General features: G+C 43.9%; 33 protein-coding genes. 12 read left to right on the top strand and 21 right to left on the bottom strand.

Annotated features, from left to right (window positions below):
• Nucleotide 1 precedes the first annotated feature (1 nt).
• Both lolD and BTW00_RS05630 read left to right on the top strand, forming a co-directional pair.
• Nucleotides 2–682 (top strand): lipoprotein-releasing ABC transporter ATP-binding protein LolD, encoded by a 681-nt coding sequence (gene lolD, locus BTW00_RS05635; RefSeq protein ID WP_058024770.1) that lies wholly within the window; start codon nt 2–4, stop codon nt 680–682.
• Nucleotides 683–850: 168 nt separating this feature from the next.
• Nucleotides 851–1,156, top strand: coding sequence for a hypothetical protein (locus BTW00_RS05630; protein ID WP_058024771.1), 306 nt, complete (start codon nt 851–853; stop codon nt 1,154–1,156).
• A 69-nt stretch (nt 1,157–1,225) separates the two neighbouring features.
• Here the strand turns inward: BTW00_RS05630 and BTW00_RS05625 are convergent, their stop codons facing one another.
• On the bottom strand, nt 1,226–1,801 hold the full coding sequence (locus tag BTW00_RS05625; protein WP_227517179.1) for a DUF2062 domain-containing protein: 576 nt from the start codon (nt 1,799–1,801) through the stop codon (nt 1,226–1,228).
• A 298-nt stretch (nt 1,802–2,099) separates the two neighbouring features.
• Between BTW00_RS05625 and BTW00_RS05620 the strand changes: the two genes are divergently transcribed.
• From BTW00_RS05620 to BTW00_RS05605, 4 genes are all read left to right on the top strand, one after another.
• Nucleotides 2,100–5,066 (top strand): ComEC/Rec2 family competence protein, encoded by a 2,967-nt coding sequence (locus BTW00_RS05620; protein WP_075106612.1) that lies wholly within the window; start codon nt 2,100–2,102, stop codon nt 5,064–5,066.
• 196 nt (nt 5,067–5,262) lie between these two features.
• Complete coding sequence (gene sppA, locus BTW00_RS05615) at nt 5,263–6,318, top strand: signal peptide peptidase SppA (protein WP_075106611.1); 1,056 nt, start codon at nt 5,263–5,265, stop codon at nt 6,316–6,318.
• A 154-nt stretch (nt 6,319–6,472) separates the two neighbouring features.
• Complete coding sequence (locus tag BTW00_RS05610) at nt 6,473–7,357, top strand: alpha/beta fold hydrolase (protein ID WP_075106610.1); 885 nt, start codon at nt 6,473–6,475, stop codon at nt 7,355–7,357.
• 219 nt (nt 7,358–7,576) lie between these two features.
• The gene (locus BTW00_RS05605) at nt 7,577–8,365 is read left to right on the top strand and encodes a CPBP family intramembrane glutamic endopeptidase (protein WP_075106609.1); all 789 of its coding nucleotides are present in this window, start codon (nt 7,577–7,579) and stop codon (nt 8,363–8,365) included.
• 72 nt (nt 8,366–8,437) lie between these two features.
• Here BTW00_RS05605 and dusA read toward each other — a convergent pair whose 3' ends face one another.
• Nucleotides 8,438–9,424, bottom strand: coding sequence for a tRNA dihydrouridine(20/20a) synthase DusA (dusA, locus tag BTW00_RS05600; RefSeq protein WP_075106608.1), 987 nt, complete (start codon nt 9,422–9,424; stop codon nt 8,438–8,440).
• 146 nt (nt 9,425–9,570) lie between these two features.
• Here dusA and BTW00_RS05595 point away from each other — a divergent pair, with 146 nt between their 5' ends.
• A complete protein-coding gene (locus tag BTW00_RS05595) occupies nt 9,571–10,725 on the top strand; it encodes a tyrosine-type recombinase/integrase (RefSeq protein WP_075106607.1) in 1,155 nt (384 codons plus the stop codon).
• Here the strand turns inward: BTW00_RS05595 and BTW00_RS05590 are convergent.
• The 19 genes from BTW00_RS05590 to BTW00_RS13835 form a co-directional block, all read right to left on the bottom strand.
• Nucleotides 10,694–10,963 (bottom strand): pyocin activator PrtN family protein, encoded by a 270-nt coding sequence (locus BTW00_RS05590; RefSeq protein ID WP_075106606.1) that lies wholly within the window; start codon nt 10,961–10,963, stop codon nt 10,694–10,696. The genes BTW00_RS05595 and BTW00_RS05590 overlap by 32 nt on opposite strands.
• Nucleotides 10,960–11,742, bottom strand: a complete 783-nt coding sequence (locus BTW00_RS05585; protein WP_075106605.1) for a GIY-YIG nuclease family protein — start codon at nt 11,740–11,742, stop codon at nt 10,960–10,962. Before BTW00_RS05585 ends, BTW00_RS05590 begins: the two co-directional genes overlap by 4 nt.
• Nucleotides 11,732–11,968, bottom strand: coding sequence for a hypothetical protein (locus BTW00_RS05580; RefSeq protein ID WP_075106604.1), 237 nt, complete (start codon nt 11,966–11,968; stop codon nt 11,732–11,734). The genes BTW00_RS05585 and BTW00_RS05580 overlap by 11 nt, the downstream gene beginning before the upstream one ends.
• Nucleotides 11,961–12,188 (bottom strand): DUF551 domain-containing protein, encoded by a 228-nt coding sequence (locus tag BTW00_RS05575; protein ID WP_075106603.1) that lies wholly within the window; start codon nt 12,186–12,188, stop codon nt 11,961–11,963. Before BTW00_RS05575 ends, BTW00_RS05580 begins: the two co-directional genes overlap by 8 nt.
• A gap of 1 nt (nt 12,189) precedes the next feature.
• Nucleotides 12,190–12,870, bottom strand: a complete 681-nt coding sequence (locus BTW00_RS05570; protein ID WP_218609006.1) for a nucleoside triphosphate pyrophosphohydrolase family protein — start codon at nt 12,868–12,870, stop codon at nt 12,190–12,192.
• The gene (locus tag BTW00_RS05565) at nt 12,863–13,063 is read right to left on the bottom strand and encodes a hypothetical protein (RefSeq protein WP_075106602.1); all 201 of its coding nucleotides are present in this window, start codon (nt 13,061–13,063) and stop codon (nt 12,863–12,865) included. The genes BTW00_RS05570 and BTW00_RS05565 overlap by 8 nt, the downstream gene beginning before the upstream one ends.
• Entirely contained in the window at nt 13,056–13,355 is a 300-nt protein-coding gene (locus BTW00_RS05560) for a hypothetical protein (RefSeq protein WP_075106601.1), read from the bottom strand. Before BTW00_RS05560 ends, BTW00_RS05565 begins: the two co-directional genes overlap by 8 nt.
• A gap of 191 nt (nt 13,356–13,546) precedes the next feature.
• Nucleotides 13,547–14,038 (bottom strand): hypothetical protein, encoded by a 492-nt coding sequence (locus BTW00_RS05555; protein ID WP_075106600.1) that lies wholly within the window; start codon nt 14,036–14,038, stop codon nt 13,547–13,549.
• 10 nt (nt 14,039–14,048) lie between these two features.
• The gene (locus BTW00_RS05550; RefSeq protein WP_075106599.1) at nt 14,049–14,522 is read right to left on the bottom strand and encodes a single-stranded DNA-binding protein; all 474 of its coding nucleotides are present in this window, start codon (nt 14,520–14,522) and stop codon (nt 14,049–14,051) included.
• A 12-nt stretch (nt 14,523–14,534) separates the two neighbouring features.
• Entirely contained in the window at nt 14,535–15,173 is a 639-nt protein-coding gene (locus BTW00_RS05545; protein ID WP_075106598.1) for a hypothetical protein, read from the bottom strand.
• The gene (locus BTW00_RS05540) at nt 15,163–16,137 is read right to left on the bottom strand and encodes an ATP-binding protein (RefSeq protein ID WP_075106597.1); all 975 of its coding nucleotides are present in this window, start codon (nt 16,135–16,137) and stop codon (nt 15,163–15,165) included. The genes BTW00_RS05545 and BTW00_RS05540 overlap by 11 nt, the downstream gene beginning before the upstream one ends.
• Before the next feature lie 2 nt (nt 16,138–16,139).
• Nucleotides 16,140–16,301 (bottom strand): hypothetical protein, encoded by a 162-nt coding sequence (locus tag BTW00_RS14070; protein WP_178379260.1) that lies wholly within the window; start codon nt 16,299–16,301, stop codon nt 16,140–16,142.
• Nucleotides 16,302–16,310: 9 nt separating this feature from the next.
• A complete protein-coding gene (locus BTW00_RS05535) occupies nt 16,311–17,123 on the bottom strand; it encodes a hypothetical protein (protein ID WP_075106596.1) in 813 nt (270 codons plus the stop codon).
• An 11-nt stretch (nt 17,124–17,134) separates the two neighbouring features.
• Nucleotides 17,135–17,383 carry a hypothetical protein gene (locus BTW00_RS05530; RefSeq protein WP_075106595.1) on the bottom strand — a complete coding sequence of 83 codons (249 nt, stop codon included), beginning with the start codon at nt 17,381–17,383 and terminating at the stop codon, nt 17,135–17,137.
• Entirely contained in the window at nt 17,383–17,622 is a 240-nt protein-coding gene (locus BTW00_RS05525) for a hypothetical protein (protein WP_075106594.1), read from the bottom strand. Before BTW00_RS05525 ends, BTW00_RS05530 begins: the two co-directional genes overlap by 1 nt.
• Complete coding sequence (locus tag BTW00_RS05520) at nt 17,623–17,904, bottom strand: hypothetical protein (RefSeq protein ID WP_075106593.1); 282 nt, start codon at nt 17,902–17,904, stop codon at nt 17,623–17,625.
• Nucleotides 17,905–17,914: 10 nt separating this feature from the next.
• Complete coding sequence (locus tag BTW00_RS05515; RefSeq protein WP_075106592.1) at nt 17,915–18,265, bottom strand: hypothetical protein; 351 nt, start codon at nt 18,263–18,265, stop codon at nt 17,915–17,917.
• A 63-nt stretch (nt 18,266–18,328) separates the two neighbouring features.
• Nucleotides 18,329–19,348: a hypothetical protein gene (locus BTW00_RS05510; protein ID WP_083603582.1), complete on the bottom strand. Its 1,020-nt coding sequence runs from the start codon at nt 19,346–19,348 to the stop codon at nt 18,329–18,331.
• Between the two features lie 432 nt (nt 19,349–19,780).
• A complete protein-coding gene (locus BTW00_RS13835; RefSeq protein ID WP_083603581.1) occupies nt 19,781–20,479 on the bottom strand; it encodes a LexA family transcriptional regulator in 699 nt (232 codons plus the stop codon).
• 131 nt (nt 20,480–20,610) lie between these two features.
• Between BTW00_RS13835 and BTW00_RS05500 the strand changes: the two genes are divergently transcribed.
• From BTW00_RS05500 to BTW00_RS05485, 5 genes are read left to right on the top strand one after another with little or no spacing between them, the layout of a single operon-like run.
• On the top strand, nt 20,611–20,868 hold the full coding sequence (locus tag BTW00_RS05500) for a YdaS family helix-turn-helix protein (RefSeq protein WP_075106591.1): 258 nt from the start codon (nt 20,611–20,613) through the stop codon (nt 20,866–20,868).
• A gap of 3 nt (nt 20,869–20,871) precedes the next feature.
• Entirely contained in the window at nt 20,872–21,084 is a 213-nt protein-coding gene (locus tag BTW00_RS05495; protein ID WP_075106590.1) for a hypothetical protein, read from the top strand.
• 33 nt (nt 21,085–21,117) lie between these two features.
• Nucleotides 21,118–21,303 carry a hypothetical protein gene (locus tag BTW00_RS05490; protein ID WP_075106589.1) on the top strand — a complete coding sequence of 62 codons (186 nt, stop codon included), beginning with the start codon at nt 21,118–21,120 and terminating at the stop codon, nt 21,301–21,303.
• A gap of 29 nt (nt 21,304–21,332) precedes the next feature.
• Complete coding sequence (locus BTW00_RS14175; RefSeq protein WP_256714011.1) at nt 21,333–21,467, top strand: hypothetical protein; 135 nt, start codon at nt 21,333–21,335, stop codon at nt 21,465–21,467.
• On the top strand, nt 21,460–21,669 hold the full coding sequence (locus BTW00_RS05485; RefSeq protein WP_075106588.1) for a hypothetical protein: 210 nt from the start codon (nt 21,460–21,462) through the stop codon (nt 21,667–21,669). The genes BTW00_RS14175 and BTW00_RS05485 overlap by 8 nt, the downstream gene beginning before the upstream one ends.
• Nucleotides 21,670–21,674 lie beyond the last annotated feature (5 nt).

Here is a 21,674-nt window from a genome sequence, read left to right as displayed (position 1 = left end):
TATGTCTGCCATTTTAAAGGCGACCAATATCAATAAAATATATGATGAGGGAGCCGTTAGTACGCAAGTATTGACGGGCCTCGATCTGACAGTTCATGCTGGTGAGCGCATTGCTATTGTCGGGACCAGTGGTTCAGGAAAAAGTACCTTGCTACATTTGCTTGGTGGTCTAGACACGCCCACGAGTGGTGAAGTCTGGTTACATGGTCAGTTATTAAATAGCATGAATGAGACCGAACGCGGCGCGATGCGCAACAAGCATTTGGGTTTTATTTATCAGTTTCACCATTTGCTAGCAGAGTTTACCGCAGTCGAGAATGTTGCGATGCCTTTACTGATGCGTCCAGAAGTATCAACGACTGACGCTCGCAAGCAAGCGATTGAGATTCTCGAAAACGTCGGTCTAGATCATCGGTTGATGCACAGACCAGGTGAGCTATCAGGTGGTGAGCGTCAGCGTGTGGCGATTGCGCGCGCACTAGTTACCAAGCCTTCGCTTATCTTGGCGGATGAGCCAACTGGTAACTTGGATTATGACAATGCGCAAAGTGTCTTTGGATTGCTATCAGAGCTACAAAGCACTATGCAAACAGCACTTTTGATGGTGACACATGATCGCAACTTGGCGGCTCTTGCTGATCGTCAATTATTGCTACGTAATGGTCATTGGGAACAGTATTAACGTCTATATATGTTGAGATTTTCAGATGAATATAAGTGTCATGAATTGGCACTTATAAGGGTTGTCCTAACGAAATATATTGTTGTATTATCAAGTAAATATCTCATAGCAAAAGATATAAAAGCTTGATTAACTAGCTGCTATATCTATTTTATAGGACTCCGAATAATGAACAAAGATGACAATCCAATCGCCGCTTTTGGCAGTGCCGAAGAAGGCGATGAGCCGTTAAAGCCTTATATCGATCCAACCTTGTTTGACACCATCGATAGACAAGAACAAAAGGATCTTATCACACCCGTGTTTGATGCGATCACTTTGGCTGGGGTTGACTATGATTTAAAGGTTCAAGACAGCGCGACAGGTAAGCGTTATACGCTCTGTAAAAACGACGAGGTTATTGAGATCGTCTCTATGGATAAAGATTTTACAGACAAGCTTATAGATGCCATAGAAAGAACCAAAGAAGAGTAATAGCTATTGTTTAAGACGCTGACGTTGATACTGTTTAATATTAATACCGTTTAATGATGTTAAACGGTATTAATATTTAGGCGATTTATCATCAGGTTTTTGCTGACGTTTTTGCCAACTCACGACCGTCTTGTAACGCCAAATCGCTTTAAAAGCAAGTCCACAAATGATGCTGGTTATAACCGCTAAAATCGTTAGCCCTATACAAAATGCTGTAAGCGATACAGTGCCCTTATAAGTAATAAAAGGGTTGGCGCCATCTGATAATGCCCATAAGCTAAAATCAGCAATCATTCTGCCGATAAAGCGCAAACTGATCACTGGTGCATCAATGATTTTTGCACCGATATAATACCCAGCATAAAAGATAGGCAAGCTGGTGACTGGATTGGTAATCCACGTTAGACCGAGAGCCATAGGTACATTGGCTCGAAAAATAAGTGAGCCAATCAAAGCCAGCAACATCTGTCCTGGCAGTGGAAAAAATGCGCTAAGCACGCCAATATAGACTGCTTTATTTAAGCTATGGCGGTTGAAGTGCCATAACCGAGGATCTGCCAAATGCGGGGCGAACAGTTTTAGGGTGCGACTTTCTAGGATTTTTTCCGGTGTAGGAAGCAGGTCTTTTAGACGTTTGTGGGGCACAGTATCGCCTTTAATCGTTAACGACAGTCCGCTCAATTGTATTGATGGGCTGGTATAAAGTAATATTATGGATAAAAAATACCGATGAGAATACATAGAGTGGTGATGGTAGAAAGCCATCATTTTAATATGCCTCATCAGTATAGGGTAATATAAATATAAATGCTATTGCCTCACAGATATGATGCTTCAGTCGCTTCTAAAATGTCGATAAAAATGGCTGCTCTGGCGCCTTATTATCATCAATAACTGGCGTTAGCTGCATTATAATATTTTGCTCATCAAGCAAGGAGTGCGGGTGTATTGGTTAGTTGGTAGCCTAGTAATTATTGCTATGATGGGTGTGTTGGCAGTTGCAGATAATGTGGCGATGCCGATCGACATGCCTTTATTAAATGTGGTCAGCGCCACAGGTTTGCTTTGGTTGCTTGTCATATTTGCTATTATTCTGCTTAGTGCTACTCAACTTAATAGCCCTTCAGTAAATACTCAAAGTACCAATAAAACGCGTTCTGTCAGCTCACCTAATGATGTTAAATTGTCACTTTTTAGCAAATACTTCTTATTTGGTCTATTAGCCATTGGGTTGGTCGTGGGTAGCGCGCTACAAGCGCTAGTTGCACATCAGCAAGCCGAAACGACCAAAATCACTGACTCTATACGTGTACAAGCGCTCGTTCGTATCGAAGGGATAAGTGACAGCGTATATGACGCCAGTACAGATAGCGGCTATCGACAAGTAGCAGTGGTCACACATTTAATGCCATTAGTCGCTGAGTTGACTCCCCAAGATTTGGCAAATAGTACAAGTGATTATTCGAAGGAAGAAAATAATAGCCTAAGTAAAAGCTATAATGAAAGCTCTGACAAAAACCTCAATAATAGTATTGAATACCGAGTATTGCTCAATGCCTATCCAAAGAACACATCAAATGATGATTCGTTCTCAAATTTAAATGATTTGCAACCAGGCGATGAGCTATTTATGAGCTTGGCACTGGTACCATTGTCTACCTCCAAGCAAGCTATAAGCAACCCGTCTGGTTTTGATAGTTATCGTTGGTTGCGAGGTCGACACATTGATGGTGTGGCAAATATACTGGCGGTTAGTCCGTTGACTGTCAGCAAAAGCAATAACGATGAAGCTTTACAACAAGCATCGACGTCTGACTCTTATTTCAAGCGATTTCGTACTCGTATTGATATAGGACGTTGGCAATTAAGAGATCATTTCTATAGAGATTGGCCTGCACAAACCATAGCAGAGCAGCAGGCCAGAGCTGTCACATTGAGTTTGCTCACAGGTGACCGTAGCTTGATCAATCGCGACACCAAGGATCTATATCAACTGGCGGGTATCTCGCATTTGCTTGCAATATCAGGGACACATGTACTGTTTTTAGCCATTGTATTGGGCGGCGCCGTTGTGTTGCTATTCAATCGACTGTGCCCAGTGGTTTATCGCGATATGCCACGCTGGCAAGTGCGTTGGTGGGTAATGATTGGTGCTGCTTTTATCTATGCACTATTTACAGGTTTTGATGTGCCTGCTGCACGTACGGCGTGGATGCTACTGGCTATAGGCTTGGTAAGATTGACATTGCTACCTATCAGTACTATGCGCGTGTTGTTAGCATTAGCTGTCTTGATGGCATGGCAAGATCCGTATGTATTGTGGCAGGCAGGGTATTGGCTATCTTTTATCGCAGTAGCGCTACTACTCAAGTATGAAGGCACCTTATATCAGCGCAATACAGCCGCTCCGCCGCTACCATACAATGATGATAACGGGCGTGCTTATATAAGCAATGTTTTATTTCGCCGTGCATTGCAAATTGCTCAGCGTATATTCAAGTTACAATTCTGGCTATTTTTGACTTTATTGCCTATCACGCTGCTCTTATTTGGAAAGGCATCGTTATGGGGACTTATTGTCAATTTATTTGCCATTGGGCTGTTTGGGTGGGTGATTGTACCGCTCAATCTGTTAGCAGGGCTTTTTTACCTATTATCACCCACGATAGCTGACAGCATTTGGTCTTTAGTCAGTGCCATCGTCGGCAATCTACATGAGTTGATTGGTTGGCTGACATCATTACCAGCATTAACAGACGCATGGCTTTATACACCAGTGAATATGGCGATATTGCTCATGGTGTTGTTAAGTGTAGTACCTTGGCTTTTGCCAAGAGGGTTGCTCAGTCGCTGGTTGGCACTGCCTCCACTGACGCTGTTAATGATGACGGTGTATGCCAATCAGCAGTCAATGATAACAATGCCGACGTTATATATTTTGCCAACGGGTGATCCATATATCAGTGCAGCCTTGCTAAAATTCCCTTTACATAATCAAAGCGTTAGTAACAGTAAGGATGGATCCTCACTTGCGAAAGACAATACCAGCTGGCTGTTTTTGGCTGATCATAGACCAACCGCAACACGGACCATGCCAAGCAATCTCACAGCGGATAAACTATCTGTATCTTTAGAGCAGCAATTGGGCAGTTTGTCAGTCGATAAACTAGAAGGCATCATAGTGCAGAGCAGTAGCACCGTACTGACTGACACTTTGAATGCCAGTGAGCAAAATATGGTCGTTAGCGCCAAAAATTCTGAGTTATTACCGCTGGCAGTTGCGCAGTTAAATCAGCAGCTACCTGTCAGTCAATATTGGCAAGCGGGACGCTCCGAGCGTTGGTCTGCATTCCAGCAAGCCTCTAAAATAGCAGCTCAGTCTAAAGGTAAGACGAATATCAGTGCGCAAGGATGCGAGCAAGGCAAAACATGGCAGGTGGCTAGTGGTGATTTATCCATCCAAGCAATGACAGGCTGGAGCGAGATAGGTGATACTAGCGTGTGGGACTGTACAATTGCGATTGATAGCAGTGTACCTATACAAGTTCTAAGATACAACGCAGCCGATCCGCTAAAGTCATTATCTGTAAACTCTCAAACGAAAATAGCAGATAACCAGTTAGATACGGATCACAAAAAATATTCTCTATCACGGCTTGTTTTAGATACTGACACCCATCCACGCGTTTGGCAGATGTGGTCATTATTATGTTCAGCTGATTCGAATAACGACAGCATGAGGTTTAAAAATATCACATGGCTTGGTCATAGTGCATCACAGATGACAACTGATGTCATAAGTCGTCAAAGCATCAATGATATTATCACCTACGATGACAAACCTTTAGAAGCGTCTTTATCGCTGAATATAATAAACAACGGTGTTGACGCAGAAGCGATGAGTCCTTAAAAATATTGCTTATACTCGCAGTGTTACAATATGGTGATATTTCACAGTTATACTATTGAACCATTATCGAAATACCACCATACTTAGCAGCCTATTAATACCGATGATTGACACGGCGAGGAGATATTTATTTTTAGCCGTATCTACCAATATCATCTTTTTATTGTTTTAGATTGTTTCTGACTTAGGAAGTTATATGCCCAACTGGCCACCAGACCCAAACAAACGTCCTGATAATTCGGCAAATCAGCCAACGCCAATGCAGCAACCAAACGCGCCGAGCGGACAAGAGTGGAAAGTACTGGAAAACACCTTATTAGCTAGTGTGGTTGAGCAGCGCCGTGCTCGTCGCTGGAGTATTTTCTTTAAACTGTTGACCTTTGGTTATATATTATTGATATTTTTGACCATAGGTCGCGGATGTAGTGGTTCGCCAACAGGTATGGATGCCGTTGATACTAGCTCGCCGCATTTGGCAGTGGTTGAGCTCCAAGGTGTGATCAGTAATGATGACGTGGCCAACGCTTACGACGTCAATGAGGCATTGAGAGACGCTTTTGCAAATAGTAACTCTAAAGCGGTGGCGTTAGACATTAACTCACCTGGTGGCTCACCGGTACAGTCTGATGAAATTTGGCAGACTATGATGGATCTGCGTAAAGAATATCCAGATAAAAAGCTTTATGCTGTTATCGGTGATATTGGTGCTTCAGGTGCTTATTATATCGCCTCTGCCGCTGATGAGATCTATGTCAATCCATCGAGCTTGGTTGGTTCTATCGGTGTCATTATGCCAAGTTACAATGTCAAGGGCCTAATGGACAAGGTCGGCGTAGAAGATCGTACTATCACTGCGGGTGAGTACAAAGACATCTTGAGTTTGTCGCGTCCATTGACTGACTACGAAGAAAAACATGTCGAAGGTGTGCTTGCTAATACGCACAAGCATTTCATCAATGCCGTCAAAGAAGGCCGCGGTGATCGCTTGAAAAATCCTGAACAAAACAAACTGTTTTCAGGACTGTTTTGGACCGGTGAGCAATCTATCGAGTTAGGTTTGGCAGACAAAACGGGCAGTATCACAAGCCTCAGTAAACAATTGGATCTTGATACGATCATCAGCTATAGCCCAACCGATCCGTTCCAAATGTTTATGGATCGCTTTGCGGTACAATTGGGTGCAGGCATTGGCTCTAGCATGAGTCTTGATGGGTTTTTGCCCCAAGAAGAAGGTAATGCAGAAATGCGTTAAGCGTTTAATATTTTAGATATACTGTGTATGATTGTTGAGGCTGAGCATATAATTATGCTCAGCCTTAATTGTATATAGTGCTAAAAACTACCTTAATATGAAATACAGTTGAATTATTAAAAATAATATATAAACCATCCCACGAGAGCCTATTATGAGTGATGAAATCAATTTGCAGACCTTTGCTGCGCTACCTGTCTCCAAGATAACAAAAAAGCCTGTATTACATTTTGCCCATGCCAATGGCATGCCAAGTGCTGTCTATGAGCCGTTTTTTGCAGGATTGTCCACATTTTTTACGATTGAATATATTGCCATGTTGGGTGATACGCCCGATTATCCAGTAGATAATCATTGGCGCAGTCTGACGCAGCAGGTGATCGATAGCGTAAAAACCGCCTGCGAAAAGCATAGCGTCACTCAGGTGGTGGGCGTGGGTCATTCACTTGGCGCCATGTGTACCTTGCAAGCAGTGTACCGTGAGCCTAAGCTGTTTGCTCAAGTAGTGCTTATGGATCCGCCTTGGATCTATGGCAAAGTTAGCTTGTTATGGCATTTGGCAAAGACAGTAGATAAATTGCCTCTAACGAGTAAGCGTTTGATGGACAAATTGTCACCAGCGGGTATCTCTAAGCATCGCCGTGATGTGTGGGAGAGTCGAGCAGATGCGTATGAAAAAATGCGGCACAAAGGATTTTTCAAAAACTTTGATGAGCGCAGCTTCCAAGGATATATCGATCATGGCTTGCATGAGCGCGCGGATGGTAAAGTGACACTGGCCATTCCTAAAGCTAATGAAGTAGAAGTGTTCCGTACCAATCCTTCTTGGTATTGGCTGACGCCCAATCGCGGCCCCAAAGTGCCTGTTACCTTGATTATCGGTCAAGACAGTATCTTTTTAAAACGTCGGTTTCCCCAACAGATAAAGTCGCGCTTGGGCATCCCTTATGAGACTCATGAGGGTGGGCATATGTTCCCACTTGAGCACCCAGAGTCTGTATCGCAGCAGGTACTAGAACTGATTAAGCGGCAACTATAGTCAATCCTAAATAAAACAGATACATTATATATCAAGGTGGAACTGGTCTAAATTTTCCTTGCGTGCTGTGCTTACGCAGACAGAGGCTGCGAAAAATTTATCCCAGTCCCACTGTATCGTTTTTATACTGAACTCACTATATCAAAATAAAAGCAACGTATCGTTATGTAGGCTTGTGTCTAATACAAGCTGACAGCGTATTTTTTAAGTGACATATATATGCCAAAAAACGTGACAGCTTTACCAGATATCGCAACCTCGCCTGAGCGTCCGCCGTTATTTTCACGCGTTGGTACATTTATGCTGACGGTAGGGATGGTGCTTGCGTTTTTTATCAGTCAATTGGTAGGCGTCTATAGCGCTGGCAAGCTGGTATTACCTGCGACCAAAAATGCTTCGATGGGCGATATATTCTTTTTTGGCAGTAACGATGGAACAGTCGTGAGCTTATCAATACTCATAGGCTGCGTGCTGCTGATGACAACGAGTGTTCTCATTATTCGTATAAAAGGCGGGGAATGGCGACAGTATTTAGCATTAAAGCCGTTTTCATTTACGGTAGGTATGGGCATGCTAGGATTGCTGTTGATATTTATGATAGTCAGTCAGGCGCTGACCTATATGCTGGACATGACGCCGCTGGTATTTGTAGATCCATTGTACCAGTCTGTTAGTTCAGTGTGGCTGCTGGTCTTTGCAATGGTCGTGGTTGCACCTATTTACGAAGAAGTGGTTTTTCGTGGCATATTATGGTCAGCCATCGCAGAGCAGTTCACCGCACCGTCATACTCTGTGCATCACGGTGCGATAGTAGCAAGTATCGTGACCAGTTTGATATTTGCCATCATTCATGTGCAGTATGGCATTTATGAAATCAGTACTATTGTGGTTTTGGCATTCATATTTTGTTATGCACGTATCAAGTCAGGGTCACTATTACTGCCCATCGCACTACATATCATCAATAATGGCGCAGCGATGTGGCAGTATCTTGCGCAAGCGGCGTAGATAACATGCTAGCCACGACAATGGCCAGCATGTGAATTCTATCAAGCCAGTTATATCAGCATTTAGCTATGCCTATGCGTCAGGATTTAACGATAACACTTCATCGGCTGCTCGTTTAACCTCGTCAAGCGTTAGCTGAGGTTTGCCGCTCAATGCTTGCCGCCATTTGCGTGCACCCATCAATCCTTGAAACAATCCTAGATAATGCCGTGTCATCGTGGGTAGTGCTTCGCCTTTGGCGATTTGTTCTTGTAGATAAGGGTAGAGCTGCTCTAAAATCTCTGAGCGCTTAGGTATCGCGTCGGGTGCTGCCTCGTTCCATAAGCTATTGGCCTCTGCTAATAGATACGGGTTGTGATAAAACGCCCGACCAATCATCACGCCATCGATATGTTGCAAATGCATTTTTATGTCTTCAATGGTATCAATACCACCATTGATCTCAATATCAAGCTCAGGAAAGTCTTGTTTTAGACGATAGACATCCTCGTAGCGTAGCGGTGGTATCTCGCGGTTTTGCTTAGGACTCAGCCCTTGTAGCCACGCGGTACGTGCATGAACGATAAAACGCGTACAGCCAGCAGCCGCAACGGTCTGCACAAAATCCACCATAAACTCGTAACTGTCAAAATCATCGATACCGATACGGTGTTTGACCGTCACGGGGATATCGACTGCAGCTTGCATGTGCTTGACCAAGTCAGCCACCGTTTTTGGCTCTGCCATTAGACAGGCACCTATCTTGTTGTGTTGCACACGATCAGAAGGGCAACCAACATTGATATTGACTTCATCATAGCCGTATTGCTGAGCAAATTCGGCGCATTGTGTCATCTCACTGATATCTGCTCCGCCAAGCTGCAATACCAGTGGATGCTCAAGTGTGTCAAAGCGTAGGTGCCGTGCGCGGTTACCGTGTATCAATGCACCGGTGCTAATCATTTCGGTATACAGGTACGTGTGCGGGTTAAATAGTCGCGCAAAGTAACGATAGTCTGTCGTTGTCCAATCAATCATAGGAGCTACTGATAGTCGCTTATCTTTCATTAAATCAATCATTTAGCGTTAAAGCCTTACTGTATATAGTATAGAGTATTGTTGTCTTACGTGTTGCTGCGTGTTCGTGCGTGTTTTTACGTGCGTTTACTTGTTATTGTGTTGTACCATATTCGTACCACAAAACTAAAAACAAGGCATGGTACAAAATGGGCAGCATAGTAAAGCGCAAAAATGCCGACGGCACAGCTCGGTATAGGGGATTAATACGCATCGAGCGTGACGGCTATCCGTCGTTTACTCAGTCAAAGACATTTAGCAAAAAAGCGTTAGCTGAGGCATGGGTAAAAAAGCGTGAAGCTGAGATTGAAGCCAATCCTGAAATAATGCTAAAACGTGAAGCTAAGTCGATGCGCTTACGTGACGTTATTATAAAGTATCTTGACGAGCTTGGCGATCAGTTCGGACGCACTCACAATATGAGCTTGATACTCATTAGCAAATTACCGATAGGTGCAAAGCAGATTAACACACTAAGACGTGAGGATTACACCGCATTTGCTGACGCAAGGCTTAATGGTAAGTATGAGGGCTTAACGGCAATCACACCTGCCACGCTCAATGGTGACATCGTGGGCATACGCTCAGTGCTCAAGCAAGCCAAACTTGCATGGGGGCTTGATGTTAATCTCAATGAGTTTGAGGACGCTGTGCTAGGATTAAGGCACAGCCGTAAAGTATCATCTAGTATTAAACGCACTCGGACACCAAACAGTGACGAGCTGCAAGAGCTGACGACCTACTTTTATGCAAAATGGATGACCGGCAAAACAACTTATCCGATGCACCTTATTATTTGGCTAGCAATCTACACGGCAAGACGACAAGAGGAATTGACACGTTTACGCATTGATGATTTTAATGATGGTTGGTGGCTCGTTAGAAACGCAAAAAACCCACGCGGAAGCATGGGCAATCATATCAATACTAAAGTTAGAGACAATGCGCTACCGATCATCGATGCGCTAAAAGCTGATAAAGTACGTGCTACTATGCGTCGTGGCAACAAACATTGGGATAACGAGCTACTGCTACCGTTATCACCTAAGAATATATCAGCGATGTTTACGAGGGCGTGTAAGCTCAAGGGTATTGACGACTTACGTTATCATGATTTACGTCATGAAGCAGCGACACGGCTTGCTGAGCAGCGTTTAACTGTGCCTGAAATGCAGCAGGTGACTGGTCATGACTCGTGGTCTAGTTTACAGCGTTATGTGAATGTTACGCCCCGCAAATCTGTGTTAGAGTTTGACAGGGCAATGCAGGTCGCTATGCTTGCATGGCAAGATGGTCGCTATTAGCTTCGTCTATCTCGTGGTCAATCCATGCCACTAATGACGCCAGTGGCACGTAGTAAGCAGGCTTACCATCAGATCCGTTATTAACTACTGAGAAGCCTAGCTGACCATGTTTAGCTTTTCGGTGTAGCTCGGTCTTTGTCAATGGTGGCAGGTAGTCGCTTGCCACCTTATCAAGCGGTATAAGCGGTGTAAAACCGTACCGCATGATGAGCATTTGCTCTGTGTTGAAGTTAGTCATTTTGACAATTCCCCTTTATGAAACATTTGGACTATCTTGTTTAGCGTTATAGGTGTAGCAGGTCTAGTTGTTCCAGTTATTCCATTACCGTTACTACCATTCAACGCCGGCTGATAAGCAAGTATGTATAGAGACTCTAATATATCTAGCTCGTCTTTATGACAAGCCACATAACTCACACTGTCAAAATCCTTATCTCTATGCTGTGTTATACGACTTGCTATGTTTATGCTTTGGCCTATATAGACGATCTCATTGTTCTTAACTAGAAAATAAACGCCGCATGCATCGCCATAGGTTTTTGATTTCTTAATAAGTGCTGATTTTGGAACCAATGAAAACTTAGTTTGATTTAAAACTGGTGCGATATCAGATAAGTTTCCAGTAAGTAGGTTGACTTCACTTAAGAGCTGTCTGCGCTGTTGCTTTAGGTTTTCTATGCTCTTTTTGAGCTTTCTATTTTGCTCAGATAGCTCTTGATGACTTGCTTTCTCTATTTGGGTTAGTGGCTCCTCTATCTTTAGACCTTTATCGATAGCTGAGTTGATAATATCTCTGATCAAATATAGATGCTTATATCCTCGCGGTCCATTGTGCGAAACAACCTCACGAGGAATCGGTGTGCCTTGCTCGTTCATTTTTCTAATATGATTAGTAACACCATAACCATCTACACGAAACAGCTTTGATATCTGAGTGAGCGTCTGCTTTTCATCTAGTAGACTACGATCAATAAACTCTGGCAATCGCTCGATACCTTCGTTTTGTTCAATCATCATTCACCTCGTCTAATTTATCCGAATTCCTTTGTATCACACCAAGGCAGCCGCTTATCGACACAGGGTGATAGCCTTCAATCTCCTTAGATAGCATTCGATTTTGATGCCGTAGCAGCGCCCTTGCAAACTCATAAACATACGGATTTAAATCCGTTTCACCATTTGGCTGCTCTTTGAGCTTAAAGCCGTTAGCCAGTGCGATTTCTTTGATTTGGTCGTTAGTCATTGATACCGTCTCCATTTGGTAGTTTTGGCAACTCCATCCAATGAGTAAACCACAAGTCGTCGTAGTCCTCATCAAAGCAACCACGTCCGCCGTTGTAGTAACCAATCTCAGGCTCTAAGTCGTCCTCATTACCCATCTCGTAAGTAAAGCCTTTTCGCAAGGTAAGGTACTTGCCGTCACGAGTTGGACGTCTATCTTTTAAATTAATCCATTCACTCACATCACTCTCCTTGTTTTATAAATGGCGCTAAATCAGGCTCGCTATAACTATCAGGCTTTTGTATCTTGCCGTTCTTGTCATACTCAAACTTACCTTTGACCATCTTGCTATTGTTTGAGCGTATGACCTCTTTTAATGCGGCCTCGATATCAAAGCCCATCATATAAGCCACACCAGTTGCAGTTACGATTTGGTCGCATAGGGCGTCTAGTAGCTCGATTTTGTCCATGCGCTGCATGACATTAACAACGCTAATGTTATCGCCCTTATACCAATCTGCAATCTCTCCGTTGTGGCTTGGCTCGTGTCCATATAACGCTACATCCATCTCGTAAACTTCTTCGTAATGACAACCGATCTGAGTACAGACATCCTTATTCGTCGGCTCAGGCTTCGCAGTTTTAAACCAGTTTGCAATATCGGTGATAGAGTCGGGCACAACATACGGCTGCATCTTCTCGTTGTAGTGATTCCAGCACCATGTTTTAGCATCGTCGATAGTTGCAAAGCCGGTGGCAACATCATAGCTTTGCTGTGTGTTCAGCCGTCCGTAAACGACCTCATATTGCGACTTACTATTTTTTCTAGCCTCACCATCTTTTCTAATCAGATACTCATGGAACGCGCTTCTTGCATGATTCTGACTGTCCCACGGCAACGCCTTCAACGGTAAATTACTCATCGTCTTTGTACTCCAGTTTTTCTATTTGAGCGCATAACTCATCACGACTATCTAAATGCGCTGCATAGACTAAGTTTCGTTCAGTCCACATTTCACCGCCCATAACAATCTTGGTAATGGCCTTGTATCGCGGGTCGTCAATATCGTCAAAATGGACTGCAAATATGCAATTAACTTGCTGTTTGTTACTCATCGTTTTGCTCCTTATCCAGCTTGTTAATTGCCATGCTGTAAACCTCGTTACATACATTCTCTATCAGCACATGCTGCTCGTCCGCACTCATATTAACCACGACCTCCGATAGTGTATGAGCTAAGCTGTTAGCCATCGTCAGCAACACACTACCGGCATCGCCATCATTAAACGTGGTTATGTTGTCGTTATCGGTATAAGTGATAATGATAGCTTGGCGCTCTAAGCCTTTGCTTGACTTGTTAAAATCTTGAATAACACTCAATGCTTTTTTCTCAATATTCTTATTCATAGTCTCAATCCTCATTAGTAAATAGGGTGCCCTTATCGCGGGCTTTCGGCCTTGCCTCGACTGCTTTTTCAGAGCTCATGCAATAGCTGCAACCATCACACGTAAGGAATTGTCAATCTTGGCTGCTAGCGTTATGCGTCACTACTAGCGAGGTAACGGCATCTATTAGCCCCGATGCAGGGTGTAACTGGTTATGACGCTTTCAATTCGCTGCAATAAACTGGTTCATTGTCTCTGTGCCATTGTTTGTGGCATGGATCACAAAGCCACATAACGTCCAATGGTTTGTTATAGTCGCAATGATGACCGTGTAAGGGTGTCTCATCACTGCATGACTCACATTGACTAGGTTTATGCAATCGACCATCACGGACAGCATTGTTTACTGCGTTACGAGCTGCTGAGCGATGAGGGTAGCGTCGGTAATGAGCTATTTTCGCCTTAGCTGTTGCCTTTTTACCCTGGTCGGTTTTAGCGTAATCTTTGCGAGCTTCCACGCGATGCGGTAGGTTGGCTCTATTGCGGTCAAATTCTCGGTAGTGTTCAATGTTAGCGGCTCTGTTGGCTCTGACTCTAGCGCGTATGCACTCTTTGCAATTACCTGATTTGCCGTCCTTGCGAATAGATGACTGGTAAAAATCATCTATAGGCTTATCGGTTTTGCAGTATTTACAATTAATCATGACTAGCTCCTTAGAATGGAATTTGTTCATCTACTACGGCATTGGCCATTGTTTGAGGTGCCTGGTTACTAATCTGATTGTTAAATTGCTGTGGTGCTTGGTTCTGCTGTGGACTTAACCCTGTTTCAGAACGTGGCTGCTGATAGTTGCCGCCTTGTTGATTGTTCTGATAGCCGTTACTTTGTTGGTTGTCGTTTCTGCCACCTTGCAACTTAATACTGTTGACGCGGATTTCTTTGTATTGCTTACCGTCATACTCGCGCTCGCTCATTTCACCAATCACGGTTACTGGGTTGCCTTTTTTAAGGTATTGAGCGACTGCTGCACCTTGATTGCCCCATAGTGAGCAACTAAAGAACATCGTTTGCTTTTTATCGCCAAAACCTGTGTCCGCTGCCACTGAAAAACCACATACTTGAGAATTACCTGCTGGGCGTAACTCCGCGTCTTTTGTTAAATTTCCTGCTACGATAACTTCGATCATAATATTTCTCTCTTATTTACTGTAATCGCGCTTGCAAGGTTTACCCTCTGAACGCCACTTATTGATTAGGTTGTTTAGGTCGGTCAAGATGGACTTAACCTCGTCTTGCATACCCTCATAGGCATACATATCAAGCGTGTGGTAGTCTTTAATCTCAACCGTCTGACCGTACTCACGTACTGGCTTACACTCGAAAACCTGATAAGTAAACTGGTTTTTATTTCGCATGGTCAGGTACGCTCGCCATTGCCAAGCATCAAAGTAACGTTCAGGTTTATAGCTACCAGTCAGCTTGTGGTCATAGACCGTGTAGGGTGTTTCAACGTCAATCATGCCTACCAAGTCCACGCCATCTATGAGCTGTACAACGTGCTTATTCTCACGCTCGTAGGGCAAGCCAAGGCAGATAACATGCGTGTCATCTGAGTTGAATAGGGCGTCTAAGTTAAACGTAAAGCCGTCCATTTCAACGATGTTATGCGTGTTATTCGTCTGCTCTAAATGCTTATGCCAAGCTGTCCCTGCTGCCATAGCAGGGTTTTGAGTAAAAGCGCCGTAAAAGCGCTCATACAACTCATCTTCCGACATTTCGCTATCTAAAAAGTATTGATAACTATCAAGCCATGTGACCGATATACGATTATTCGGCATTGGCCACCTCTGCTTCCTGCTCGTTAGCAGGTTCAAATTCAGCATCTTCTACCACTGGCTCAGGCTCAACAAAGCTATTAGACGGTTTGTCATAGATAAAGCCTAGCGCCTTGCTTCGGCTCATAATGCTTTTTGCCATTTCTAGGTACAGTGGATGCTCAATCTTAAGATCAGCTTTTAACTCGTCAAGGTCGCTCGTTGTCTCAGCATCTAGCAAGTCGTTACGCAGGTCATCAAGCTCTTTTTGCGCTTTGGCAGCTTCCGCTGACAGACTATTGATGTGGTCTTTTGTGGCCTGAATGATGTTTGCTAGCTGGTTGGGTGCTTCCGTCATCGGTACAATCTGAACATTACCAATGCGTCCGCTATCCTTAGCCAAGTAAGTAGAGCTAGGCATAAAGTTAAGCACTTTAATATCACCGTTTTGGCTTTGCTGAGTGGTCATATAAGCCATCATGTCAGCTATCTTGTACGCTTCTTTTTTACTACCGCCTACCATGTCGGGGCGCTTGATTACGTTGTCACCGTCTTTGTCCTCTGACGCATGGGCTAGCAGCACGATGTCTTTACCCATACCACGTAGCATCTTGAGCCAATCGGTAAAGATACCGCCTAACTTGCCGTAACCCTGCATAGATAGCTGACCATCACGACGAGTATTACGACTATCACCCTTTAGGTTGTCGGTTATCATGTCTAGTGCGCGACCTGCTGTGTCTATGATGATAGTGTCGTAACTGGCTAGGTCTTGCGCTGTGAACGTTGCTACTTCCTGCCAACTACCGATCTGCACCGTGTCTTTACGGTTAGACGCACGATAAGCGCCCTTGTCAAAGTCGAACAAGATAGGGTTTTTAGCGGTGAACGCTAACGATGTTTTCCAGATGCCAGGGTCGCCATAGATAAACGTGATGATGTTCTCTACGTTAAGCGGCTGCATTGATGTAACGATATTAAGTCCCATGATTAAATTCCTTGTCTTACGTTCTGTGTTTGTTGAGCTTCGATAATCACATCATCAAAGCTACCTGATTGCTGCCACGACTTTATTAACTCGCGTTCCTCATCATCGGTCAGCTTGAACGCTAACGTGTCGTGGTGGCTAAACTGTTGCCATTGGTGGTTCATAGTCCGACCTCACCATATCTTGTTTGAGCTATTCGCACCGATAACCGATTCAGCATCTAGTTGCGGATAGGGCAGGTCGCCAAGCTCTCTTAAAACTCGGACTGGTTGCTTCCTGCAGAACTTAAATAATGCAGTCTGACTTTTGCTAAAGTCGATTTGCTGACCTGCATTGCCTGTTATTCTTAGGTTTCCTTGAGCAAGATGGTCGCGTATTTTTACAACCGCAGTATCTTCGTCATTCTTGACTACGCCTGAGTAAATCATTTCCGCAAAGCTAGTCAGTCTATCTTTGTTTTCTCCGCATAAATGAGCCAGCAGCACAGCGGTTCTTAGCGGTAGCGTTATACCTTTTGCGGTGCTTCTAAATAAATTACTAGTAAAAATCAGACTGTCTTTTATAGGTTCTGCTAATAAAATAACCTCACTAGCAGAAACTCTTTTTACACCGTAAGCCAGTTTAACCATCTGTATCATCTTGGCAGTTAGCCAGTCAGCTTGACCTGACAGCTTAACAACATCACCTGTGCTTCTAGCTCTACCTGTATCGACAAACATTGATGATTCGCGCTTAGTGCCATAAGTAACCAAGAACTCAACCGAACATCCGGACGCAACTACTGCTGACAATCTGTGCTGACCATCTGCAAGCGTGCCGTCATCGTAAAAGGCGATGCCTTGATGTGTTAAGCCCCATCTACCTTCTTTCATTTCTCTAGCTAGTAGGTTTACCGCAGCCATGCTTATATTGCGGTTATTCTCATTCTGATTTCTTAGTATCGACGCTGCTTTTGTTGGCGTGATTAATTCTAATTCAGCTTTCATAGTTAAATTCCTTATTGTTGTTTGATTCTGCGTAGACTCTCATTCGCAGCCTTAACCGTTTGATACTGCTCAGACTGCAAATACTCGTCCGTATAGCCACTCTCGCTAACTGGCTGCCACTCGTTACTCACAAGCAATTGACCGTCTATCTCGACTAGCGTGTAGGCCTTGTCATCGACTATGACCGTGTTGGCAAGTGCCATGTTTGCGACCAATGCGCCAAAGGCAAAGTAAATAGCGTAGGTTAGGATTGATTTCATCAGTTGAACTCCCTGTCTATAGCGCTGTTTTGCCAGTCGCTAACGTCGTAATCACCACATGGGCTGTAAGTACGCGAGTTGTCCTCCTTACCTAAGTAAACCCACCAACATTCGTCAGAATCAAAAGAAAGCTCTTTTTTTGGTACAGCATAAAAATAAACATCACCTGTGCTGTCAACTGCTGCACTCTTAACCCAATCAGGCGCGTCTTTGAATATCGCTTGCGTTAGCTGTTTCATTTACGCCACCTCGCTTACTGTATGCACGTCATAACCGTGGCAATGTGCGCTCAATAAGCTCTCAAAATGCTCTCTTACATTGTCGTCATCTAGCGGTACATCAATAACCAACATACCGTCAGCCGTTGGCTCTAGCTGCACTCTATGAAGCACAGCGTAGGGTGGTTTTTCGTAGAAGTCAGGGTCACGGCATGAGTAGTCAACACACTCAAACGTAAGGATCACATTGCATGTGTTGTGCGAATTTTGGTCTTTGCTTTCAATTCTGATTGTCTCTAACATGATGCTCTCCCTATCCGTATAAAAAGTCTGAGTTGCTTAGCCCGTAAGTGCGCTGGTCGTGCCAATCGGGTTCGTATTCGTCACCGTCATCAATCGGGTTATCACGTAGAAACTGGTTGATAACCGCTTTAATCATCGGCTCATGCTCAAATTGCAGTGTGTAAGCGTAGTCTTCACTGACGCCGTTAATCTCTTGGTAGCAATCGCCTACGCTTAGTAGCTCGATGTTCTGTCTGTCGTCAGTCTCAAAGTAAATCTCAACTGATACATCGTTAGGCATTGCGATATAAACCGTACCGCTTGTGCCTGAGTCGCTTAACTCGTGATCTGCGTCATTGTCTAATCTGATAATGTCTGTCATAATCCCTTCGCTCCTTGTGAGTAAAGCCGCTTTGATTTCCAGTCGAGAGCGGCTTTTTATTGCCTAAAATTTGATGGTCACGTTGCTAATTTTGTTTGTGTGAATTAGCTTGATGACCTGCTTAGCGACTTCTTCATCGACACCACCTGCTACCAAGTCGTCTTTTGCTGCAATGAAAATAGCGTCACGATGTTTCTTGTTCGCCTGGCGCTTAGCTTCTAAACGCTCAGCTTCTAGCCGTTCCGCTTCGATAGCGTCACGCTCACGTTTGGCTGCATCAATTGCTTGCTGCTTTGCTCTTAGCTCAGATGCTTCTTTTTCAGCAATCAGACGCGCTTCACGTTCTTTTGCTTCACGCTCTTTGCGTTCTGCTTCTTGTGCTACTTGCTGTGCTTGTCGTTCTGCATCAGCCTTAGCTTTAGCGGTTGCTTCTCTTGCAATGCGTTCTTCACGCTCTTGCTGTTCACGGTGAGCTTGTTCGGCTCTTAACCGCGCAAGCTCTGCTTGTTCATCTTCACGCTGCTTGGTTTCAGCAAGCTGTGACCGTAGCGCCTTTAAAGCAAAGTCTTTGGCTTCTAACGCTTGGCTCTTGTACTCTTGCCAATCATCACCAATCACCTTGTCTTGCAGGGCGGTTAAGCGTTCGCTGATAGCCGAGCTGTCAGCGCCTACTAGAGCTGACAAGTCAACCATTTCATCAAGGTTCGCTTCATGCTGCGCCTTACGCTGTGCTTCTCGTTGTTCTAACTCGGTCAATGGCTGTCTGATTTCATCTTGTAGCGCCTGTAATCGGCTCTTAGCAAGATTGCGATCAGCGTCAATAAGCTTGGTAGTGACGGTGTATTCGTCCTTTTTGGCTTTACCTGCCTTGTCCAAGGCAGACTTGGCGCTTGCAATCTTGGCAGCCAATGAGCGACACGTCGCTTGACCGTCTTTGGTGTCAATATCAAAAGTGATTGAGCGCGATTCGGTTTCAATCTTGCTGATAACTTCCTCAATTGCTGCTTGGTTCTCAATACGCTTGCCAAACAGTTGCGGTAAATCTTCACGCTGCGTAATGATTGTTAATGCTTTTTCTGTCATAATAGTTTCCTTAGTAAGTTAGTAAGCCCTGTCTGGTGTCCGCCAATTGCAGGGCTTTTTTGTGGGTGATTGTTTAGTTAGTACGCAATAGCCGTCGATTAAAACGGCTATAACCTAATAACTTCTAATCTCTAAGTTTTTAAATAGTGATCGCTTGCGTCGTCCGCGTTTTGCCTTGCGATGTGTATAATTTAGCACATGCTAATAATTTAGCAAGTGCTAATTTTAATTTGCGGCAGAATAATTGTAATCAGTATGTAACAGACACAAAAAAACCCGCTCAATGGCGGGCTTTCGATAAATTTAGTAATTTTTTCTAATCGTCAAAATCTATTGGCTCACGATAAACGCACCAGCCAAAAGGTGGATGCTCAACCAAGTGTGAGTGTTTTATAAAATGACAAATCCAGTAATATTCATAGTTTTTCATTGTTATCTCAGTCTTTGTTTGCGTTCAACAGCGACACCGCAAATAGTAAAGCCCACAAACCTACCGTCAATAATAGGGTAGTCAGGGTTCGACGGTATTAGCTGGGCGTATTCTTTGCCAGTTCCTTCGTCAAAACCTCTTGGCCTCCACTTCTTAAATGTCGTTTCCTTTTCCCCACTACGCATAGCCAAAACATAGTCAGCAGGGTTTGGTTGTAAATCTGGATCAATCAATACCAACTCCCCTGATTTGAAATCAGGCTCCATGCTATCGCCTTCCAAAACCACCCAGTAAGCATTTTTACCAAACCCATCACCAATAATTGGCTCAAACTCATCGGCAATAGCGTCATCGTGGTACTGACAAAACGCACCTGCTTGCACAAAATTTAATACTGGCGCATAGCGTATAGGCTTATCAGTAACTCTTTTAGCATTGTCAAAACCATCATCAGCTTTTGTTGACGCTGTAGGGTCGCTAGGCTCAAAGTAGAACTTAGGCAGCCCTAGTGCAACCTCAAGCGTTCTGGCTGCTTCCTCACCAAAACCCCTGTGACCTGATTTTATTTGTGAGATATAACTAGGGTCAACAGGGTATTGGCGACAAACAGCAGCGACCGATTTAAACTTACCACTATCTTTCCATTCCTTTAGTAAGGCTATCAGCTTTTCCTTTCTCAGCCCTTGTATTGTCTCGCTCATCTTAAATTCCTATTGCTGTTTATTAGCATATTGACGTTATTTAGCATTTTGTAAATTACAATGTGCTAATTTTTTATTGCTATAATATTTAGCATGTGCTAAATTAATTACATCTTAAGGAGTGCAAAAACATGAAAACTCATATCGACAGCTTAAAAAAATATGTAAGTGATCTTGGCAGCGATTGCGAGCGCGAAGCATTTGCTGCTCGTTGTGGAACCACGCTTGGTCACTTACGCCAAGTCTATTACGGCAACCGCTCATGTGATGCAGGTCTTGCTATCGAAATAGAAAAACACACTAACCGAGCAATTATGTGCGAGGAACTAAGAGACGGTATTGACTTCGCTTATCTTCGCAACTTACTGCCAGAAACAGAGGAGGCTTAACCCATGTACGACAACCCTAAGCACATTAAAGACCAAAGAATTAACGCTCGTTTCAATGACGATGAGATTGAAGCGATCAATAGTGTGGCCAGTTTAACCGGTCTGCAAAAAAGCACTTTGGTGCGCCAAGCGACACTTAGATTCATCGAAGAATTAAAAGCTGAACTTAAAGGAGAGTTTGACCGAGATTTCACAAACTTGAAAGACGCGGGTTAGCCCACTTTTGGTAACCGCAAAATAGGAGGGCTTATGCCTGATAACGATCAGCCGTCTTTTAGCGAGGATGAGCTAGAGGATATCAAGCGAGCAGCAAAAATTATGGGCATGACAGTCGATGAACTTGTGAGCCATGCAACTAATAGGCACGTCAAGCGCGTAAAGGAGTTTTCTCGCAAATCAATTTATAACCCGAAGTCAATAAAGATACTTAAATGATTTTCGGTAACCGAAAAGGAGCTTAAAAGATGCAAGAACAAGATATCCAAGCATGGGAGCGTGAGCTAGAACACTCTCAAATGATGCAAGCACAACGCGAAAAGGTCACATTCGCAGGTGGCAAAACTTATGAAGTACCAATCAAGGACGACAGCAATGAGTGAATACAGCGCAAACAATCAGCTATCTAATAGCAAGGCGCAAGCCAAGCAAGACACGCTCAAAGCTCAAAATATCAGATACGACTTTGAGTTGAACGAAAGTAGAAAACGAGCTAACGAAATATTTTGGCGCGGTGTCATGCGGTTTATCACGCATATCACACTGGTATCAATCGTCGTTTACGCACTATTCCATTTTGCATAGGAGCT

The organism is Psychrobacter sp. C 20.9, from assembly GCF_001921765.1.
In the GTDB taxonomy this organism is placed as follows: Bacteria; Pseudomonadota; Gammaproteobacteria; order Pseudomonadales; family Moraxellaceae; genus Psychrobacter; species Psychrobacter piscatorii_B.
This window is presented reverse-complemented; position numbering and strand designations above follow the sequence as displayed.

Bases quoted from the DNA above. Each gene is read 5' to 3' on its own strand.
- sppA (WP_075106611.1), top strand. From the start codon at position 5,263: ATGCCCAACTGGCCACCAGACCCAAACAAACGTCCTGATAATTCGGCA.
- BTW00_RS05515 (WP_075106592.1), bottom strand. From the start codon at position 18,265: ATGACAGACATTATCAGATTAGACAATGACGCAGATCACGAGTTAAGC.
- BTW00_RS05495 (WP_075106590.1), top strand. From the start codon at position 20,872: ATGTACGACAACCCTAAGCACATTAAAGACCAAAGAATTAACGCTCGT.
- BTW00_RS05570 (WP_218609006.1), bottom strand. From the start codon at position 12,870: ATGAGTAATTTACCGTTGAAGGCGTTGCCGTGGGACAGTCAGAATCAT.
- BTW00_RS05605 (WP_075106609.1), top strand. From the start codon at position 7,577: ATGCCAAAAAACGTGACAGCTTTACCAGATATCGCAACCTCGCCTGAG.
- BTW00_RS05565 (WP_075106602.1), bottom strand. From the start codon at position 13,063: ATGAGTAACAAACAGCAAGTTAATTGCATATTTGCAGTCCATTTTGAC.
- lolD (WP_058024770.1), top strand. From the start codon at position 2: ATGTCTGCCATTTTAAAGGCGACCAATATCAATAAAATATATGATGAG.
- BTW00_RS13835 (WP_083603581.1), bottom strand. From the start codon at position 20,479: ATGAGCGAGACAATACAAGGGCTGAGAAAGGAAAAGCTGATAGCCTTA.
- BTW00_RS14175 (WP_256714011.1), top strand. From the start codon at position 21,333: ATGCAAGAACAAGATATCCAAGCATGGGAGCGTGAGCTAGAACACTCT.
- BTW00_RS05490 (WP_075106589.1), top strand. From the start codon at position 21,118: ATGCCTGATAACGATCAGCCGTCTTTTAGCGAGGATGAGCTAGAGGAT.
- BTW00_RS05585 (WP_075106605.1), bottom strand. From the start codon at position 11,742: ATGATGATTGAACAAAACGAAGGTATCGAGCGATTGCCAGAGTTTATT.
- BTW00_RS05550 (WP_075106599.1), bottom strand. From the start codon at position 14,522: ATGATCGAAGTTATCGTAGCAGGAAATTTAACAAAAGACGCGGAGTTA.
- BTW00_RS05545 (WP_075106598.1), bottom strand. From the start codon at position 15,173: ATGCCGAATAATCGTATATCGGTCACATGGCTTGATAGTTATCAATAC.
- BTW00_RS05560 (WP_075106601.1), bottom strand. From the start codon at position 13,355: ATGAATAAGAATATTGAGAAAAAAGCATTGAGTGTTATTCAAGATTTT.
- BTW00_RS05595 (WP_075106607.1), top strand. From the start codon at position 9,571: ATGGGCAGCATAGTAAAGCGCAAAAATGCCGACGGCACAGCTCGGTAT.
- BTW00_RS05540 (WP_075106597.1), bottom strand. From the start codon at position 16,137: ATGGGACTTAATATCGTTACATCAATGCAGCCGCTTAACGTAGAGAAC.
- BTW00_RS05525 (WP_075106594.1), bottom strand. From the start codon at position 17,622: ATGAAACAGCTAACGCAAGCGATATTCAAAGACGCGCCTGATTGGGTT.
- BTW00_RS05500 (WP_075106591.1), top strand. From the start codon at position 20,611: ATGAAAACTCATATCGACAGCTTAAAAAAATATGTAAGTGATCTTGGC.
- BTW00_RS05510 (WP_083603582.1), bottom strand. From the start codon at position 19,348: ATGACAGAAAAAGCATTAACAATCATTACGCAGCGTGAAGATTTACCG.
- BTW00_RS05630 (WP_058024771.1), top strand. From the start codon at position 851: ATGAACAAAGATGACAATCCAATCGCCGCTTTTGGCAGTGCCGAAGAA.
- BTW00_RS05580 (WP_075106604.1), bottom strand. From the start codon at position 11,968: ATGACTAACGACCAAATCAAAGAAATCGCACTGGCTAACGGCTTTAAG.
- BTW00_RS14070 (WP_178379260.1), bottom strand. From the start codon at position 16,301: ATGAACCACCAATGGCAACAGTTTAGCCACCACGACACGTTAGCGTTC.
- BTW00_RS05520 (WP_075106593.1), bottom strand. From the start codon at position 17,904: ATGTTAGAGACAATCAGAATTGAAAGCAAAGACCAAAATTCGCACAAC.
- dusA (WP_075106608.1), bottom strand. From the start codon at position 9,424: ATGATTGATTTAATGAAAGATAAGCGACTATCAGTAGCTCCTATGATT.
- BTW00_RS05530 (WP_075106595.1), bottom strand. From the start codon at position 17,383: ATGAAATCAATCCTAACCTACGCTATTTACTTTGCCTTTGGCGCATTG.
- BTW00_RS05610 (WP_075106610.1), top strand. From the start codon at position 6,473: ATGAGTGATGAAATCAATTTGCAGACCTTTGCTGCGCTACCTGTCTCC.
- BTW00_RS05485 (WP_075106588.1), top strand. From the start codon at position 21,460: ATGAGTGAATACAGCGCAAACAATCAGCTATCTAATAGCAAGGCGCAA.
- BTW00_RS05590 (WP_075106606.1), bottom strand. From the start codon at position 10,963: ATGACTAACTTCAACACAGAGCAAATGCTCATCATGCGGTACGGTTTT.
- BTW00_RS05535 (WP_075106596.1), bottom strand. From the start codon at position 17,123: ATGAAAGCTGAATTAGAATTAATCACGCCAACAAAAGCAGCGTCGATA.
- BTW00_RS05555 (WP_075106600.1), bottom strand. From the start codon at position 14,038: ATGATTAATTGTAAATACTGCAAAACCGATAAGCCTATAGATGATTTT.